A 16,809-nucleotide genomic window follows, 5' to 3' on the forward strand; every position below is an offset into this window, starting at 1 on the left:
TTTCCCCTGTCCCCAAGGGAACAGGACGTATGCGGTATTAGCCCGGGTTTCCCCGGGTTATCCCCCGCCAAAGGGCAGGTCATCCACGCGTTACTCACCCGTCCGCCACGCTAGTCACACCCGAAGGCGCTTTCACGTACGACTTGCATGTGTTAAGCCTGCCGCCAGCGTTCAATCTGAGCCAGGATCAAACTCTCCAGTTCAAAACTCACCATCGGCTACCCAAAAGGCAGCCAACAGCGCGAACCTTCGAAGCTCCCGACTCCATAGACCCCACAAACCACAGAGCCTACAACGCTTCCTCATCCCAGATTGTTAAAGAGCAAAAAACGAAATTGGTAGCGGGGACAGGATTTGAACCTGTGACCTTCGGGTTATGAGCCCGACGAGCTACCAGACTGCTCCACCCCGCAATCGATTCGGTTTTCGGTCCTCACCGCGCGGCGTTCCGCGTCGTGAGAAGAACAACTTTAGACAACCTGAAAGGCCCCGTCAACCGTCTTTTGGAACTTCTTTTTCGGGGCTGCCGGCTGTCCGGGCTGTCGCCGAAAGGGAGGCGTAATTTAACGATCTCGACCGGGACCGTCAACACCTTTTCGGGCGGCTTCCGTCTCTTCAGGCGGCGCTCGGAGCACGCCGGGTTGTGGACGCCGGTAGGCCTCAACCGTTTGGCGGCCACAAAGGAGTTATACTGCCTTGGGAGGGGCGGCTTTTCAACCCCTGTTGGCCTTGGCAAAGAACCGATAGGACCACCCCTTATGGGGCTTGGTTCCCCAACGGTACGGCTGGACTCTCCGCCCCTACCCCCTTGCCCTTCCGGGGCTGCGCCCCAAGGTTTTTTCGGGTGGGCTCGGATAGGTGCAGCGGACCCCGCAGAATCCAGGGCTTCGGCCCCAGGCGGGCGGTGATAAATGGCTGATGGGTCTCGTGGTGCCCCGGTACCTAGCCTTCTGCACGGCCTCCCCCTGGCCTTGCGCCTTTCCCCAGTATCGCGGTCAGGTTATCCTTGACCCATGCATTCGATCCAGGAGCACCGCCGAATGGAGCCGTTCGATAAAGCGCATGCCAAGGACTGGGGTTACCTCCTGAACCTGGTTGGCCGTCACGCGGAATACGGCGGTGAGCCCTACACCGTCCTCGATGTGCTACCGGAGGGTCCCCAGCTTGTCCTCCAGCACGCCCGGGAACAGAGCATCCAGTCGGACCTGCAGGGTCGCCCCTACCGCCGGGTGCCGCGGACGGTGTGCATCCACACCCGGGATACCGACGGCAACCCCAGCGACCTGCTCGATCTCCTCTATCTCGAGGACCCCTCCCAATAAAAGAGCCCTCCCCGAGGGGGAGGGCTCCGCTTCCCGAAGCATGGCGGGCTCAGGAGGCGCGGTTGATATCCGCCTCGATAATGCTCCGCGCCTCGGAGGCCCCCTTCCAGTCCTTGACCTTGACCCACTTGCCGGGCTCGAGGTCCTTGTAATGCTCGAAGAAGTGCTTGATGGAGTTGCGTAGGGACTCCGGGATATCGTTCACGTCCTGGATATCCACGTAGCCGTTGTCCACCTTCTCGTGCGGGACCGCAAGGATCTTGGCGTCCACCCCCGACTCGTCCTCCATCTCCAGGATGCCCACGGGCCGAGCGCGCAGGATGGAGCCGGGATAGACGGCCTCCCGGGAGACCACCAGCACGTCGGTGGGATCGTCGTCCTCGGAGAGGGTATTGGGGACGAAACCGTAGTTCAGCGGGTAGTACATGGGGGTGAAAAGGAACCGGTCCACCTCCACCATGCCGGAATCCTTGTCGATCTCGTACTTGACCGCGGACCCCTGCGGGATCTCGATCACCACGTTGATGTCCGCCGGCGGCTCCTTGCCCGCCTTCACCTTGCTCAGGTCCATCGAGCCTTCTCCTCGTTGACGTTCGTTTATTGATGCGAGCCGGATTCGGTTCGGGCCAGACGGCGCTCCGCCTCGGCCAGGTCCTCGGGGGTGTCCACCCCCAGGCCGGGGGGATGGACGCACTCGATCACCCGCAGGGGCACGCCGTTTTCCAGGAGGCGCAGCTGTTCGAGGGCCTCGTGCTGCTCGAGGGCGGTGGGGGGCCAGCCCGCAAAGGTGCGAAGGAACCCGGCGCGGTAGGCATAGATACCGATATGCAGTCGGAAGCCCTCGGGCGGGCCCGCCCCGTCCGGCCCCTCGCTCCCCGGCCATTCCCCGCCCAGCACCTCCCGTGGCCAGGGCACCGGCGCCCGGGAAAAGTACAGGGCATCGCCCCGGGCATCGGTCACCACCTTGACGCAGTTGGGGTCCAGCACCCGCCGCCAGTCCCGCAGGGGATGCGCGGCGGTGGCCATGTCCCGCACGGGCTCGGCCTCCAGGGCAGCCGCCGTTTCCCGGATCAGGTCCGGCGGCATGAAGGGCTCGTCCCCCTGCACGTTTACCACCGGCTCCCCGTCCGCCAGCTCCAGGGCCCGGGCGGCCTCCGCCAACCGGTCCGTCCCGCTGGCGCAATGCGGCGAGGTCAGCACAGCCTCCCCACCCGACTCCCGCACGGTTTTCGCCACACGCTCATCGTCCGTGGCCACCGCCACGCGGCGGGCTCCGCTCTCCCAGGCCCGCTCCAGCACCCGGCACACCAGCGGCACCCCGCCCACTTTCCGGAGGGGCTTCCCGGGGAGTCGGCTGGCCTGGTAGCGGGCCGGGATCAGGACCGTGAAGTCGGTCAATCCTTCTCCTCGGCACCGGCCTCCAGAGAGCGGGCCTCATCGGGAAGCATGACGGGGATATCGTCCTGGATGGGGTATTCGAGCTTGCACTTGTGGCAGACCAGGCCGCTCTTCTCCCTGTTCAGCTCCACCTCCGCCTTGCAGACGGGGCAGACCAGAATGTCCAGCAACTTACGGTCCAGCATGGGCTCCTCCTCCGGGGGTTGCCGGTGCGTTATGGGCGTGGTTCAGGATACACCGCTCGCTCCCTACCACGGCAAATCCGCCAGCCAGGGACCGGGCTCTGGTTCCAGGCGCGCACTAACCCGTAGCGCCCAGCCGCCGATCCCCAGCTCGGCGAGCTTCACGGCGTCCTTCTCGGTGGTGACCAGCGTTTCCCCGGCCCCCATGGCCACCTCCCCGGGGCGGTAGCCATGGTGGTCCGGGAAGGGGTGCGGGACCACCTCGGCGCCCAAGGTGCGCAGGGTAGCGAAGAAACGCTCCGGATCGCCGATGCCGGCCATGGCGTGTATCCGCCGCCCCCGCAGCCACTCCAGGGATTCCCGGGCTCCGGGCTCCCGCACGCCACGCAGTCCCTCGGGGGACAAGGTCATGCGCAGATCCCCCCGCAGACCGGCCCCGCCACCCTCGCCATGGAGGACCACAGCGTCAGCGTCGGCCAGGGCCGAAATCGGCTCCCGCAGCGGGCCGGCGGGGAGACAGCGCCCGTTGCCCAGGCCGCAATGGGCGTCCACCACCACGAAGGATCGATGCCGGGGCAGGGAGAGTCGCTGGAAGCCGTCATCGGCCACCACGCAGTCGCCCCCCAGGCGGGCGGCGGCGCGCACCGCCTCGGAACGGTCCGCTCCCACCACCACCGGCACCGGAAGCCGGTCGGCCATCAGGGCCGGCTCGTCCCCGCAGCGGTCCACGGGGAGGCGGCGTCCCTGCCCGTCGGACACAACGCGGACCGTGGCCTCCCGGCGTCCGTAGCCCCGGCTTACCACCGCCGGGCGGCGGCCTTGGGCCAGGAGGTGCTCCACCAGGGCGATCGCCAAAGGCGTCTTGCCCGTGCCGCCCACGGTGAGGTTGCCGACTACCACCACCGGCACCGGCAAGGGATCCGGCCGACGCCAGCCGCGGCGGTACAGGCCCCGGCGGAGCCGCATGGTGGTCCCATACAGGGCGCCCAGGGGACGCAGCAGGTCGCTGAGGAGGCCTCCCTCGTACCACTGCCGGGTCAGGGCCCTCACCAGCGGTCCACCCAGCCGTCGAGGATGGCCATGGCCTGCTCCGCGCGCCGCCGGGCCTCCCAGAAGGTGCGCCGCGTGCGCGCCTGCTGGTCCCGCCAGGCGAAGGCCTCCTCGGCCCAGTGGGCCCACTGGCGCTCGGCGGCCGCCCAATCCCCGGCGACCACCGCGCCAGCGTCCGGGTCCACGCCCAGATCCCGCAGGGTAGCGGCGGCCTCCGGCCCCACCACCAGGGGCAGCCCACTGGCCAGGGCCTGCCAGAGATCCGTGCGGCGGCCCTGCCACAGGCAGCCTGCGAAGGCCGAGGCGCTCACCGCGGGGAGCCAGCGATCCTCGTCCATCCACACCACCGTGCCCGGTTCCACCGGATCGCGCTCCCGGTCCCACTCGGAGAGGCGGACCGCCGCCCTTCCGGGGACCTCCTCCCCACCGGATCCGGTAACCACCAGGGTCCGGCCACCCGATCCCCACGCATCCAGCAGCGCCTCCCGCTGCCCCGGATCCGCGGGAAGGGCGTCCGTCCACAGCAGGCGTCGCCCTTCCCCGGGGACCAGCAGGGAGCGGAAGGTGGGCTCCACGTCCGTGCGCGCCAGCAGCACCTCCAGGTCCACCGGCGCCTCGGGCTCTACCCCCGTCGCCCGCCAGCGCTCCGCCTGGGCCTGGCCCACCGGCAGGACATGCTCGACCACAAGACCGCGTGGTAGCCGCCGGGGCGGCTCGCAGCCCACCGCCGTGACCGGTATCCCGGCGGAAGCCAAACCCTTCAGGACGTGGCGCGGGGGCAGCCGGCGCACGGCCAGCAGGCCGTTGGGCTGGAGACGGGAGGCTGCTCGCCGCGCGGCACGCTGGTGGTCCGCCACCATCGGGGCCGCGGCCGTCCCCGGGTACTCGCGGAACAGGGGCCGCAGGGTCTCCGCGCAGCCGTCGGCGGCCATCACCACGGCCCGCACGTCCACCCGCACCGAGCGGATCCCCCGCACCATCTCCGCCCCCACTCGGGCCCCGTCGCAATCCGGGGCGTAGACCCAAAGGAGCGGCCCCGTGCCGCCCGGGGCCCGGAACCAGCCCCAGCGCCCCAGGGGCCCCTCGGGGCGCCGGCGGAGCCGGTCGCGGAGGTCCCGGGCCCAGTACAGCGGCGTGCGGGGGTTGGGTGCCTGGAACCTCAAGCGCGGCGCCCCACCCGCAGATCGGCGTGGCGGGTCAGCTCCTGCATGGACCGCTCGAGGCCGGCGCGGGCCGCCTCCATATCCGCCTCCTCTGCCACCCAATGCGGCTCCCCCCAGCAGAACACCCCGCTGGTAAAAGGCCGGGGCAGCAGAAACCGGTCCCAGCTGGAAAACTCCTTGCCGCGCCGGGCGCTGAAGGTAACCGGCAGGATGGGGTAGCCGGTCCGCCGGGCGAGATCGATCACCCCCGACTGGACCTCCCCGACCGGACCCCGGGGACCGTCGGGGGTGAAGGCGAAGTCCGTGCCCTCGCGGACCTTGCGCAGCAGGTCGCGCATGGCCTTGAGGGCCCCGCGGCGGCTGGAGCCGCGCACGGAGCCGAAGCCAAAGTGGGCGATGGTGCGGCTGATGAGCTCTCCGTCGCCGTGCTCGCTGATCAGCACGTGCACGTTCCGCCGCCCGGCGCGCAGATAGGCGATGGGGATCATCAGCAGGCGGCCGTGCCAGAAAGCCAGGATCACCGGGCGGTCGGAGCGCAGGACGCGTTCCGTCGCCTCGGGGACCTCGGTGCGCCAGCGCACGGTCCGGCCCAGGAAGCGCACCAGCCAGGAGGCCAACCGAGCGGCCCACCGCTGTTGCCGGGGGCCGAGCTTCACCGGGTGCAGGCGGGGCGTGCCGCCCCTCCTCCCTGGTGGGCCGCCCGGCGGACCCATCCCCTGCTCATGTCCGGATCAACTCCGGGCATCAGCGGTGGCCCGGAAGGCCCGGGCGAAGGAAAGGGGGGTTGGGCCCTGCCGAGGGCTGTGTCCAGCGCATCTTCGATCCAGTCCATTGGGTAAGGAGCTTCCTCGGCCGCCGGCGGGGAAGCGATTGTAAACACGGGGACCCCCATTGGCCAGGCCGCCCCGCACCGGGAACGGACGCTCCCTCAGCCGGTCTCCGCGGACTGCTCGGCGGGGGTGGCGAACTGGGTCTCCCAGAGGTAGGCGTAGATCCCCCCCCTGGCCAGCAGCTCGGCGTGGCTCCCCTGCTCCACCACACGCCCCGAGTCCATCACGGCGATGGCGTCGGCGCGCTGGATGGTGGCGAGGCGATGGGCGATCACCAGGGTGGTGCGGTCCTGCATGAGCTGCTCGAGGCCCCGCTGCACCAGCTTCTCCGACTGGGGATCCAGGCTGGAGGTGGCCTCGTCCAGGATCAGGATGGGGGCATCGCCGAGCAGGGCCCGGGCGATGGCCAGGCGCTGGCGCTGGCCGCCGGACAGGCGCGCGCCGCCCTCGCCCACCACGTGGTCGAGGCCGCCCTCGAGCCGGTCCACATACTCCATGACCCCCGCAGCGCGGGCCGCCTCCTCCACCTCCTCGCGGGTGGCATCGGGCCGACCGTAGGCGATGTTGGCGGCCAGGGTGTCGTTGAACAGGACCACCTCCTGGCTGACGATGGCCACCTGATCCCGCAGGAAGTGCAGGTCCAGGTCCCCCAGGTCCACGCCGTCCAGGTAGATATGCCCCCGGTCCGGGCGGTAGAAGCGCGGCACCAGGTTCACCATGGTGGACTTCCCCGCCCCGGAGAGCCCCACCAGGGCCACCACGTGCCCGGCCGGAACCTCCAGATCGATCCCCTGGAGCACCGGCGCGCCCGGCTCGTACTCGAACCAGACGTCCTCGAAGGCCAGCTCCCCCCGGACCCTGTCCAGGGTCCGGGACCCCTCGTTCCCCTCGGGATGGAAATCGAGCATCTGGAAGATGCGCTCGCCGGCGGCCAGCCCCTGCTGGATGACGGGGTTGATCTTGGTCAAACGCTTCAAGGGGTCGTACATCATCAGCAGGGCCGCCAAAAACGAGAAGAAGGTGCCCGGCGTGGTCTCGTCCCCGCCGAACATCACCCGATAGCCCCCGTAGTAGATGACCAGCGCGATGCAGATGGCCGCCGCGATCTCCATCACCGGCACGGAGAGGGCGGTGGCCTGGGCCTTGCGCATGTTCTGTTTGCGGTGGGTCTCGGATTCCTTGTGGAACCGGGCGTGCTCGTAGTCCTCGCCGTTGAAGGCCTTGATCACCCGGTTGCCCACCACCCCCTCCTCGATCACCCGGGTCATGGAGGCCCGGGCGAGCTGGGAGGAGCGGCTGCTCTTGCGCAGCTTGCGGGTGAGCCTGGCCAGGGGGCCGATGACCAATGGCAGGCCGATGAGGGAAACCAGGGCCAGCTGCCAGTCGTGATAGAAGACCAGCCCCAGGAGGAACACGGCGGTCAGGGTGTCCTTGATGAGAGTGCTCAGGCCCCGGGTGATGGAGCGCTCCACCTGATCCACGTCGTAGGTGAGCCGGGAAATGAGGGTGCCGGCGGCGTGCTCGCTGAAGAACCCGAGGGGCATGTGCAGCAGGCGGGCGAACAGGTCGTCGCGCAGCTGGCGCATGGCCCGCTGCCCGATCCAGCTCAGCAGGTAGGTCTCCAGGTAGTTGGCCACCCCCTTCACCAGATACATACCGATGATTCCCAGCGGCAGGAGCAGGAGGAGGGTCTCGTCCTCCTCGATGAAGATCTGGTCGATCACCGGCTTGAGCAGGTAGGCCACGCCGGTGGTGGCCCCCGCTACCACGATCATGGCCACCAGGGAGACCGCGAGTCGCGGCCAGTGGGGCCAGACGTAGGCGAGCAGCCGGCCGTAGAGGCCCACGCTGGACTGAACGGGCTGATCGCTGCCGGGGGTCATTGCGCCTCCGCGGGGTCCGTCTCCCCCCGGGACAGGGCGGAAACGGCCACCCGACCGAGGCCAGCCTCGGCGCCGGCGTCCATGGCCTCCACCACCGCCCCGTGGCGGGCGTTGCGGTCGGCCCGGATCACCAGCAGGGGGGCCTCCCCGCCCTTCCCGTCCTCCGCATGCCGGCCCAGGGCGGCGGCGAGGTCGGTGCCCTCCTCCAGTTCGTCGCCGTCCACCAGGAAGTCCCCCTCCTCGGTGACCATGACCTCCACCCGCTCGACCTCGGGATTGGCCTGGGCGCTGTCCGCCTCGGGGACCTGCACCTGCAGGCCCGTGCGGGACACGAAGGTGGTGGAGATCATGAGGAAGATCAGCAGCAGGAACACCACGTCGATCAGGGGGGTAAGCTCGATGGTGGGGGAGCCGGCGCTGCGGGGACGGAACCTCACGGGCGATCCCCCTGGAGGATCTCCGCCATGCGCAGGGCGTGCTGCTCCATGTCCACCACCAGGCGGTCCAGCTTGGCGTTGAAGTACCGGTGCATGGCCAGGGCCGGGATGGCGATGCTCATGCCGAAAGCGGTGGTCAGCAGGGCCTGGGAGATGCCCCCGGCAAGGACACTGGGATCCCCCACCCCCTGGCTGGTGATCACCGAGAACACGTTAATCATGCCGAGCACCGTGCCCAGCAGCCCCAGCAAGGGGGAGATGGCGGCGATGGTGCCGAGCAGGGTCAGGTAGCGGGACAAGTCCGCCACCACGTGACGGCCGGTCTCCTCGATGGACTCCTTGATGACCTCCCGCCGGAGGCCGGAATTGCGCAGACCGCTGGCGAGGACGGCGGCGAGCGGGCTGGGATCGCTCTCCGCCCGCTCCCGGGCCTGGCCCAGGTCGCCCCGATCGAGGTCCGCCTCCAGCGCGGTGACCAGATCCGGTGGCAGGATGCGGGCGGTGCGCAGGCTGTACAGGCGCTCCGCGATAATGGCCACGGCCAGCAGCGACAGGATAAGCAGCGGCAGCATGATCCATCCGCCGCGGATCAGGAGATCGAGCAAGGGTGGCTTCCTCCGCCTGGGTACCCCGAATTGCAAAGGCTCACAGTATACAAGGCCGGCAACCGCGCCCAAACCCGGCCCCTCTGGGCAGGGTTTCGCGGCCTGCTAGAAGAGGCCCGCCAGGGATGGCAGAGGCGGGGGCGGCGCCCCGGCGTGCCAGTAGCGATCGGCGCGCTGCCGGTACCCCCGCACCCGGGGCTCGGGGCCGAGCCGGATCTCCACCGCCCCCTCGCTGGCAGTATTCAGGGCACGGGCGCCCACCCGGCGGTACCGGCCCTCCACCTCCGGGGTGGGCAGACCCCAACGGTTGCCGTGACCCGTGGAATACACCACCCAGTCCGGACGGGCGGCGCGCACGAAGGCGGGGGATGAGGAGGTGGTGCTGCCGTGGTGGGGCGCCACCACCACCGTCTGCTCCGGCAGCCCTTCCGAAGAGAGGATCCTCTGCTCCCCGGCGGCCTCCAGGTCGCCGGGGAGCAGCACCCGCTGCCCGCCCGCGGCCACCTCCACCACCCGCGAGGAGGCGTTCCCCGCCCCCGGACCGTCCTCCGGCGGGTGGAGGATCCGGAAGCGCACGCCGTCCCAGGCCCAGCCATCCCCGGCGTAGAGAGCGCGGCCTTTCGCCGCGGGTGATCCCACGACCTCCCGCACGGCGACCTCGTTCTGGAGCCCGGCGCAGCCGCCAAGGTGGTCGTCGTCGCCGTGGCTGACCACCAGCCGGTCCACCGCGTCCCAGCCCCGGGCCTGCAGGAAGGGGGCCACCACCGCCTCCCCGGCGTTGAAGCTGGCGCTGAAGCGGGGGCCGCAGTCCACCACGGCCACGTGGCTGGCTGTCTCCACCACCGCCGCGCTGCCCTGCCCCACTTCAAGCACCCAGACCCGCGCCTGGCCGTGGGAAAGCTCCGGGGGACCAACCCAGGCCAGGGGCAGGACGGCCACCAACCCCCCGAGCCAGCGCCACCGCCCGGGGGCCTTCAACAGCAGGCCCAGGCCGGCCAGCATGGCGGCCACCGCCGGGACATCGGGGCGCGGACCGCTCCACGCCGCCCAGGACCAACCCGCCAGCCCCTCCAGGAGGCCCATGGCCCACTCCAGGAGCCAGCCGGCGGCCACCATGAACGCCTCCGCAAGCTCCGGCAGACCAATCAGGGCCGCCACCGCGCCGACCAGGGCGAGAGGCACGATGACGAGACTGAACAGGGGAATGGCCACCGCGTTGGCCACCGGGGCCACCAGGGAGACCTGCCCGAACCAGTAGGCCAGCCATGGGCTGACCGCGACCACCACCGCCAGCTGCACGGCGGCTGCCCGCCGCCGGCGGCCCCAGGTCCCGGCGGTGCCACCGAGCAGTAGCCCGATGGCCGCCACCGCCGTGAAGCTCAGCCAGAATCCGGGCGCGAGGAGGCTGTCGGGGGACCAGAGGAGAACCACCAGGGCCGCCGCGGCCAGGGCCCGCCCGAAATGGAAGGGCCGGCCCAGCAGCCAGGCCCCGAGCCCCACCGCCACCATGATGAGCGCCCGCTGGGTGGGCAGGCTCAGCCCCGCCAGCAGGGCGTAGCCCCCCGCCGTGGCCAGGGCGGCCACCGCCGCGAAGCGGGGAGCCGCCATCAGCAGCGGGGCCAGCGGCACCCGGCGCCACAGGAAGCGCGCCACCGCGAAGGCCAGGAAGGCCACCCACCCCACATGGAGACCGCTGATGGCCACCAGATGGGCCGTGCCGGTGACCTGCAGGGTCTCCCAGGCCTCCGGGGTCAACTGGTCGCGCTTGCCTACGGTCAGGGCCCGTACCAGGGGCCCGGCCGGGCCGGCCGCGGCCGCCGCCTCCTGCACCCGACGGCGCGCGGCCTCCACCGCGACCCGCCAATCCGCCCCGGACTCCCCCAGGCGCCGGGCGGGCGGTTCCGCGCGGACATAACCGGTGGCGGACAGCCCCCGGGTACGCAGGAAGCGGGCGTAATCGAAGCCACCGGGATTGCGGAAGCCCCTGGGCCGTTTGACCCGCACCGCCAGGCGCCAGCCCTGCCCATAGGCCAGGTCTTCCGGGGCGGTGCGGTACCAGGACAGGCGCAGGGTGCCGCGGTACTCCCGCCAGTCCCCCTCCGGCGACCGCAGGCGCTCCACCCGGAAGCGAAAGCGTCGGCGCTCGCCCTTGTCCTCCACCGCACCGGCGACGGTTCCTTCCACCTGCACCGTTCGCCGCTCCAGGGCGGCGGGAAACGGGTAGGCCTGCTGGCCAATGGCCGCCAGGCCCTGCCAGAAGAAGCCGGCCACAAGGGCCACCGCCAGGACCGGGGCGGGCCCTGGACGGAGGTAGAGGACCCCGAGGGCGATCAGGAGGGGAAGGGTCAGGACCCAGGGGGGGAGCAGAAAGGGAAGGCCATGGAAGGCCAGGATGCCCAGGGCGAAGGCGGCCACGGCCATCCAGAGGAAGGGCGTGCCGACGGCCGCCCGAAGCTGTCCGTTGTCGCTCACGGCCGCCCGTCCCCTCCCGAGTGGCCTCCGCCCGTGGCTGCCCCGCTCAGCCGGCCTCCAAGTGGCCCTCCAACAGCCGGAACTGTTGCCCCATCAGCCCCGCCAGCCCCGCATCGTGGGTGACCACCACCAGGGCCGTGCCCAGCTCCCGGTTGAGGGAGAGCAGGAGGTCGTGGATGCGCTCCGCGGTGCGGTCATCCAGGTTGCCTGTGGGCTCGTCGGCCAGGATCAGGGAGGGCCGGGTGACCAAGGCGCGGGCAATGGCCGTGCGCTGGCGCTCGCCGCCGGACAGCTCACTGGGCTTGTGGCGCAGGCGCTCCGCGAGGCCCACCCGGGCAAGCATCTCTTCGGCTGCCTCCTGCGCCTCCGCCCGGCCCTGCCTGCGGATGAGCAGGGGCATCATGACGTTCTCCAGGGCGTCGAACTCCGGCATCAGGTGATGGAACTGGTAGACGAAGCCCAGCTCCCAGTTGCGCAGGGTCCCCCGCTCCGCCTCGCCCAGGGCAAAGAGGTCCTGACCGCCCACGCGCACCGTCCCCGCGCTGGGGCGGTCGAGGCCGCCGAGCAGGTGGAGCAGCGTGCTCTTGCCCGAGCCGGAGGAGCCGGTCACGGCCAGGGTCTCGCCGATCCCCACCCGGAAGGAGACGTCCTCCAGGACCAGGATCTCCCGGTCCCCGTCCCAGAAGCGCCGGGTCAGGGACTCCGCCTCCAACACCGGGTCACTCATAGCGCAGGGCCTCCACCGGGTCGGTTCGCGCCGCACTGCGGGCGGGGTAGATGGTGGCGAGGAAGCTCATCACCAGCCCCGCCCCGGTGATCCAGGCCACATCGGCCCAGTACAGCTCGGAAGGCAGCCGGCTCACCGAATAGACATCGCCGGGCAGGAACTGGGTCTGGAAGAGTTGCTCCAGGCCGGCCACCAGCCCCTCCACGTTGAGGGCCAGGGCCACCCCGCTGGCGCCGCCCAGCAGTACGCCGAAGAGCCCGATGATGGTGCCCTGGATCATGAAGATGGCGGTCACATTGCCCGGCGAGGCGCCGAGGGTGCGCAGGATGGCGATATCGCCCCGCTTCTCGTTCACCAGCATCACCAGGCTGGAGACGATGTTGAAGGCGGCCACCATGACGATCAGAAACAGGATCACGAACATGACCACCTTCTCCGTGTGCAGGGCCTGGAAGAAGTTGCGGTTGCGCTGGGTCCAGTCGCGCACGAAGTAAGAGCCGCCCAGATCCTCCCGCAGCCGCTCGGCGACCTGCGGGGCGTCCATGGGCTCCGCCAAGCGCAGCCGGATGCCCGAGAAGCGCCCGTCCAGGCGGTAGAGCTTCTGGACATCCTCCACGTGGGCGTAGACCAGCCCGGAGTTGTACTCGTACATCCCCGCGTCGAACACCCCCACCACCGTGAACCGCTTCAGCCGGGGCAGCATGCCGGCCGGGGTGGACTGCCCGGAGGGGGCCACCAGGGTGATGGGATCACCGATGTCCAGCCCCATGTTCCGGGCCACGGTCTTGCCCACGATGACCCCGTAGGCGCCGGGCTGCAGGTCCTCCAGGCTGCCCCGCTGCATGTTGCCGGCCAGGTCGCTAACCCCCTCCTCCCAATCGGGCAGGATGCCGCGCACCAGGACCCCGCTCACCGCGCTGCCCCGGGTGAGCATGCCCTGCTCACGGACGTAGGGGGCGCCGGCCTCCACCCCGGGCACCCGAGCGGCGGTGTCCACCACCTGGCGCCAGGTGTCTCCGCCCTCCAGGTCCTGGTAGCTGCTGACCACGACGTGGCTGGTCACGCCGAGGATGCGGTCCCGCAGCTCGCTCTGGAAGCCGTTCATCACGGAGATCACCGTGATCAGGGCGGCCACCCCTAGGGCGATCCCCAGCGCCGAGATCACCGTGATCAGGCTGAGGAAGCCGTTGCGGCGCTTGGTGCGCAGGTAGCGCAGGCTGATGAAGAGCTCGAAGGGGCGCAAGGGCGGCCTCGGACGGAGGGTTTATTGGTCCCGTTCGGCGGGGCGCATGTGGGGAAACAGGATCACCTCGCGGATGGAGTCCTGGTCGGCAAAGACCATGGCCATGCGGTCGATGCCCAGGCCGGCCCCCGCGGTGGGCGGCAAGCCGTACTCCAGGGCGCGGATGTAGTCGGCGTCGTAGTGCATGGCCTCGGCGTCGCCACCGGCCTTCTTCTCCGCCTGGGCCTTGAAGCGGGCCGCCTGGTCCTCGGGGTCGTTGAGCTCGGAGAAGCCGTTGCCCACCTCCCGGCCGCCGAAGAACAGCTCGAAGCGGTCCACCACCTCCGGGTCGGCGTCATTGCGCCGCGCCAGGGGGCTCACCTCGGTGGGGTAATGGGTGATGAAGGTGGGCTCGATGAGCCGGTCTTCCACGGTCTGCTCGAAGATCTCCACCAGCAGCCCCCCCCAGCCTAGTTCCTCGTCCGGCTCCACGCCGAGCCCCACCAGGAACTGCCGGAGCGCCTCCGGGTCACGCACCTCCCCCGCGGACAGCCCTTCGTTGTGCTCCAGCACCGCCTCCTCGATGGTCAGGCGCCGATAGGGCCGGCCCAGGTCGAAGTGCTGGCCCTGGTAGGTGAGCACCGGCGTCCCCAGCACCTGGACAGCCGCTTCCCGGGTCATCTCCTCGATCAGATCCATGAGGTCCCGGAAGTCGGCGTAGGCCTGGTAGAACTCCAGCATGGTGAATTCGGGGTTGTGGCGGGTGGACACGCCCTCGTTGCGGAAGTTGCGGTTGATCTCGAAGACCCGCTCGAAGCCCCCCACCACCAGGCGCTTCAGGTAGAGCTCCGGGGCCACCCGCAGGTAGAGGTCCATGTCCAGGGCGTTGTGGTGGGTAACGAACGGTCGCGCGGTGGCGCCCCCCGGGATGGGCTGCATCATGGGGGTCTCCACCTCGAGGTAGTCGCGGTCGAGGAGGAATCGGCGGATGGCGCTGATCATGGCGGAGCGGGTGCGGAAGGTCTCGCGGGTCTCCTGGTTCACGATCAGGTCCACGTAGCGCTGCCGCAGCCGCGCCTCGTCGTCGGTGAGGCCGTGCCACTTCTCCGGCAGCGGGCGCAGGGACTTGGTAAGCAGCTGCACCTCGTCCACGGCCACCGTCAGCTCACCGGTCTTGGTGCGGAACAGGGTGCCCCCGGCGCCGACGATGTCGCCCACGTCCCACTTCTTGAAGCCGGCGTTGTACTCGCCCTCGGCCAGCGCGTCGCGGGTGACGAAGAGCTGGATCTGTGCGTCGGAGCCGTCGCCCAGGTGGGCGAAGCTGGCCTTGCCCATGACCCGTTTGGCCACCATGCGCCCGGCCACCCGTACCCGCTGCGGCTCGGCCTCCAGCGTCTCCGCATCCAGCTCGCCGAAGCGCTCATGGATCTCCGCGGCCCAGTGGGTGCGCCGGAAGGTGTTGGGGAAGGCTTCCCCCTGCTCGCGCCAGGCGGCCAGCTTGCTCCGGCGCTGTTGGATCTGCTCGTTCTCCTCGTTGCTCAACGGCCCGACTCCGGTCACGGGTAAGGGTTGGATGGACACAAAACGACCGCGGACGGACACCTGTCCGTCCCCGGCTGCGGGCTCAAGGCCGGGGCATCAGATCTCGGCCCCGGCGCCCACCCCCTGCTTGAGGGCGGCTTCGATGAAGGGGTCCAGGTCGCCGTCCAGCACGGCCTGAGTATTGCCCACCTCCACGCCGGTGCGCAGGTCCTTGATGCGGCTCTGGTCCAGGACGTAGGAGCGGATCTGGTTCCCCCAGCCGATCTCGCCCTTCTCGGCGGACTCGGCGGCCTGCTTCTCGCGCTGCTTCTGCAGCTCCAGCTCGTAGAGCCGGGCGCGCAGGACCCGCCAGGCCTCCGCGCGGTTGGAATGCTGGCTCCGCGAGCTCTGGCACTGTACCACGATGCCCGTGGGCTCATGGGTTAGGCGCACGGCGGAGTCCGTCTTGTTCACGTGCTGCCCGCCGGCGCCGGCGGCCCGGTAGGTGTCCGTGCGCACGTCCTCGGGATTGACCTCCACCTCGATGGACTCGTCCACCTCCGGGTACACGTAGACCGAGGCGAAGGAGGTGTGGCGCCGCCCGCCCGAGTCGAATGGGGACTTGCGCACCAGGCGGTGCACCCCCGACTCCACCCTGAGGTGGCCGTAGGCGTACTCGCCGCCCACCTTGACGATGGCGCTCTTGATGCCCGCCTCGTCGCCGGGGCTGACCTCCATCAGCTCCGTAGCGAACCCTCGGGACTCGCACCAGCGCAGGTACATGCGCAGGAGCATCTCCGCCCAGTCCTGGGCCTCCGTGCCGCCGGCGCCGGCCTGGATCTCCAGGAAGGCGTTGCTTTCGTCCATCTCCCCGGAGAACATGCGCCGGAACTCCAGATGCTGGACCCTGCGCTCCATGTCCGCTAGGTCGGCGCGGACCTCTTCCAGGGTTTCCTGGTCTTCCTCGGCTTCGGCCAGCTCCAGCAGCTCGTCGGTGCTCTCCACCTGCTGGGCCAGCTCCTCCAGGGGCCCCACCTGCTCCTTGAGCCGATGGAACTCCTGACTCAGCTGCTGGGCGTGGTCGGGATCGTTCCAGAGATCGGGGGCGGCGAGCTCATGCTCCAGCTCGTCGAGGCGCTCCTTCAGGCGAGGGACGTCAAAGATACCTCCGTAGGCCGTCCACACGGCCACGCAGATCCTCGATCCACTCCCGGGGCTTGCGCTGTTCTTCGGTCAAAACGGCCTCCTGCATGTGTTCGTCGCCGGCTCCCAAGAAACGCCACATTCTGCCACAACCCCGCCCGCAACTCACACGGCCTCGCCCTCCCCCCGGCCGGGCCGTCCAGGCCGGGGGGACACGGTTTCCCTCGCCCGGCAAGTGCGGTATCCTTTGCCCTTCGGGCGGCGGGGGTAGTTCAACGGCAGAACCTCAGCCTTCCAAGCTGATGATGCGGGTTCGATTCCCGTCCCCCGCTCCAATCCGACCGCCTCGGAGCCTCCGGATATCCGGGGCGGGCCCAGGGCGGGCGTAGCTCAGTTGGTAGAGCACCACCTTGCCAAGGTGGATGTCGCCGGTTCGAGTCCGGTCGCCCGCTCCAGAAGATCGCGGGCGGGGCCCGGGTTTGCCGCCGCGGCCCCTGCGAACCGCCCATGTGGGACGGTGGCGGAACTGGTAGACGCGCTGGATTTAGGATCCAGTACCTACGGTGTGCGGGTTCGAGTCCCGCCCGTCCCACCAGTGTGCCGGTCCGTGCAAAACCGAGCCGGCCCGTGCGGGCCGACGCCTCGCCGGAGGGGTGGCCGAGTGGACGAAGGCGCCTGACTCGAAATCAGGTGACGGTTCTGCCGTCCGGGGGTTCGAATCCCTCCCCCTCCGCCATATTCCTGACCCGAACAAGGCCCTGGTTCCCCCAGGGCCTTGTTTTCTTTTACTTCCCCACAGGTCCCTGCAAGGGCGGCCCGCGCCTGGCCGGAGGGGCCGACCCTGGATAGGGTTA

15 protein-coding genes, 5 tRNA genes and 1 rRNA gene are annotated in these 16,809 nt (G+C 69.9%); 5 read left to right on the forward strand and 16 right to left on the reverse strand.

Annotation, left to right across the window (positions count from 1 at the left end):
- Together AN478_RS00415 and AN478_RS00420 are read right to left on the reverse strand one after the other, a co-directional pair.
- A 16S ribosomal RNA gene (locus AN478_RS00415) occupies window positions 1–203 on the reverse strand; the annotation flags it as partial.
- A gap of 133 nt (window positions 204–336) precedes the next feature.
- Window positions 337–413: transfer RNA gene (locus tag AN478_RS00420), tRNA-Met, on the reverse strand.
- Between the two features lie 627 nt (window positions 414–1,040).
- On the opposite strand from AN478_RS00420, the gene AN478_RS00425 reads away from it, so the two are divergent.
- Window positions 1,041–1,322 carry a hypothetical protein gene (locus AN478_RS00425; protein ID WP_054964658.1) on the forward strand — a complete coding sequence of 94 codons (282 nt, stop codon included), beginning with the start codon at window positions 1,041–1,043 and terminating at the stop codon, window positions 1,320–1,322.
- A gap of 49 nt (window positions 1,323–1,371) precedes the next feature.
- Here AN478_RS00425 and ppa read toward each other — a convergent pair whose 3' ends face one another.
- The 14 genes from ppa to prfB form a co-directional block, all read right to left on the reverse strand.
- Window positions 1,372–1,893, reverse strand: a complete 522-nt coding sequence (gene ppa, locus AN478_RS00430; protein ID WP_054964659.1) for an inorganic diphosphatase — start codon at window positions 1,891–1,893, stop codon at window positions 1,372–1,374.
- Window positions 1,894–1,919: 26 nt separating this feature from the next.
- Window positions 1,920–2,720 (reverse strand): 3-deoxy-manno-octulosonate cytidylyltransferase, encoded by an 801-nt coding sequence (kdsB, locus tag AN478_RS00435; protein ID WP_054964660.1) that lies wholly within the window; start codon window positions 2,718–2,720, stop codon window positions 1,920–1,922.
- Window positions 2,717–2,905 (reverse strand): Trm112 family protein, encoded by a 189-nt coding sequence (locus AN478_RS00440; RefSeq protein WP_054964661.1) that lies wholly within the window; start codon window positions 2,903–2,905, stop codon window positions 2,717–2,719. Before AN478_RS00440 ends, kdsB begins: the two co-directional genes overlap by 4 nt.
- Window positions 2,906–2,968: 63 nt before the next feature.
- Window positions 2,969–3,952, reverse strand: a complete 984-nt coding sequence (lpxK, locus tag AN478_RS14050; RefSeq protein WP_176758776.1) for a tetraacyldisaccharide 4'-kinase — start codon at window positions 3,950–3,952, stop codon at window positions 2,969–2,971.
- Window positions 3,949–5,115, reverse strand: a complete 1,167-nt coding sequence (locus AN478_RS14055) for a hypothetical protein (protein ID WP_054964662.1) — start codon at window positions 5,113–5,115, stop codon at window positions 3,949–3,951. Before AN478_RS14055 ends, lpxK begins: the two co-directional genes overlap by 4 nt.
- Window positions 5,112–5,732, reverse strand: a complete 621-nt coding sequence (locus tag AN478_RS00455) for a lysophospholipid acyltransferase family protein (protein WP_231627295.1) — start codon at window positions 5,730–5,732, stop codon at window positions 5,112–5,114. Before AN478_RS00455 ends, AN478_RS14055 begins: the two co-directional genes overlap by 4 nt.
- 311 nt (window positions 5,733–6,043) lie before the next feature.
- Window positions 6,044–7,828 carry a lipid A export permease/ATP-binding protein MsbA gene (msbA, locus tag AN478_RS00460; RefSeq protein ID WP_054964663.1) on the reverse strand — a complete coding sequence of 595 codons (1,785 nt, stop codon included), beginning with the start codon at window positions 7,826–7,828 and terminating at the stop codon, window positions 6,044–6,046.
- A complete protein-coding gene (locus tag AN478_RS00465) occupies window positions 7,825–8,265 on the reverse strand; it encodes an ExbD/TolR family protein (protein WP_054964664.1) in 441 nt (146 codons plus the stop codon). The genes msbA and AN478_RS00465 overlap by 4 nt, the downstream gene beginning before the upstream one ends.
- Window positions 8,262–8,870 (reverse strand): MotA/TolQ/ExbB proton channel family protein, encoded by a 609-nt coding sequence (locus AN478_RS00470; protein ID WP_176758775.1) that lies wholly within the window; start codon window positions 8,868–8,870, stop codon window positions 8,262–8,264. Before AN478_RS00470 ends, AN478_RS00465 begins: the two co-directional genes overlap by 4 nt.
- Window positions 8,871–8,975: 105 nt before the next feature.
- On the reverse strand, window positions 8,976–11,342 hold the full coding sequence (locus tag AN478_RS00475) for a DNA internalization-related competence protein ComEC/Rec2 (protein ID WP_054964665.1): 2,367 nt from the start codon (window positions 11,340–11,342) through the stop codon (window positions 8,976–8,978).
- A gap of 46 nt (window positions 11,343–11,388) precedes the next feature.
- On the reverse strand, window positions 11,389–12,069 hold the full coding sequence (gene lolD, locus AN478_RS00480) for a lipoprotein-releasing ABC transporter ATP-binding protein LolD (RefSeq protein ID WP_054964666.1): 681 nt from the start codon (window positions 12,067–12,069) through the stop codon (window positions 11,389–11,391).
- Entirely contained in the window at window positions 12,062–13,312 is a 1,251-nt protein-coding gene (locus AN478_RS00485; RefSeq protein ID WP_054964667.1) for a lipoprotein-releasing ABC transporter permease subunit, read from the reverse strand. Before AN478_RS00485 ends, lolD begins: the two co-directional genes overlap by 8 nt.
- Before the next feature lie 21 nt (window positions 13,313–13,333).
- Entirely contained in the window at window positions 13,334–14,833 is a 1,500-nt protein-coding gene (gene lysS / locus AN478_RS00490; protein ID WP_054964668.1) for a lysine--tRNA ligase, read from the reverse strand.
- 96 nt (window positions 14,834–14,929) lie between these two features.
- A protein-coding gene (prfB, locus tag AN478_RS00495) for a peptide chain release factor 2 (protein ID WP_143004165.1) occupies window positions 14,930–16,064 on the reverse strand; the annotation gives its coding sequence in 2 pieces (ribosomal slippage) (window positions 14,930–15,970 and window positions 15,972–16,064; 1,134 coding nt in all).
- Window positions 16,065–16,216: 152 nt separating this feature from the next.
- Between prfB and AN478_RS00500 the strand changes: the two genes are divergently transcribed.
- The 4 genes from AN478_RS00500 to AN478_RS00515 all read left to right on the forward strand — a co-directional run bounded on the left by AN478_RS00500 (window position 16,217) and on the right by AN478_RS00515 (window position 16,691).
- Window positions 16,217–16,290 (forward strand) — tRNA-Gly (locus AN478_RS00500).
- A 44-nt stretch (window positions 16,291–16,334) separates the two neighbouring features.
- Window positions 16,335–16,410: transfer RNA gene (locus AN478_RS00505), tRNA-Gly, on the forward strand.
- Between the two features lie 56 nt (window positions 16,411–16,466).
- Window positions 16,467–16,550, forward strand: a tRNA-Leu gene (locus AN478_RS00510).
- A 52-nt stretch (window positions 16,551–16,602) separates the two neighbouring features.
- Window positions 16,603–16,691 (forward strand) — tRNA-Ser (locus AN478_RS00515).
- The last annotated feature ends 118 nt before the right edge of the window (window positions 16,692–16,809 follow it).

The organism is Thiohalorhabdus denitrificans, from assembly GCF_001399755.1.
GTDB classification, from domain to species: domain Bacteria; phylum Pseudomonadota; class Gammaproteobacteria; order Thiohalorhabdales; family Thiohalorhabdaceae; genus Thiohalorhabdus; species Thiohalorhabdus denitrificans.

Excerpts from the sequence above, each read along its gene's own strand:
- msbA (WP_054964663.1), bottom strand. The coding sequence starts at position 7,828 with ATGACCCCCGGCAGCGATCAGCCCGTTCAGTCCAGCGTGGGCCTCTAC.
- ppa (WP_054964659.1), bottom strand. The coding sequence starts at position 1,893 with ATGGACCTGAGCAAGGTGAAGGCGGGCAAGGAGCCGCCGGCGGACATC.
- AN478_RS00440 (WP_054964661.1), bottom strand. The coding sequence starts at position 2,905 with ATGCTGGACCGTAAGTTGCTGGACATTCTGGTCTGCCCCGTCTGCAAG.
- AN478_RS00425 (WP_054964658.1), top strand. The coding sequence starts at position 1,041 with ATGGAGCCGTTCGATAAAGCGCATGCCAAGGACTGGGGTTACCTCCTG.
- lolD (WP_054964666.1), bottom strand. The coding sequence starts at position 12,069 with ATGAGTGACCCGGTGTTGGAGGCGGAGTCCCTGACCCGGCGCTTCTGG.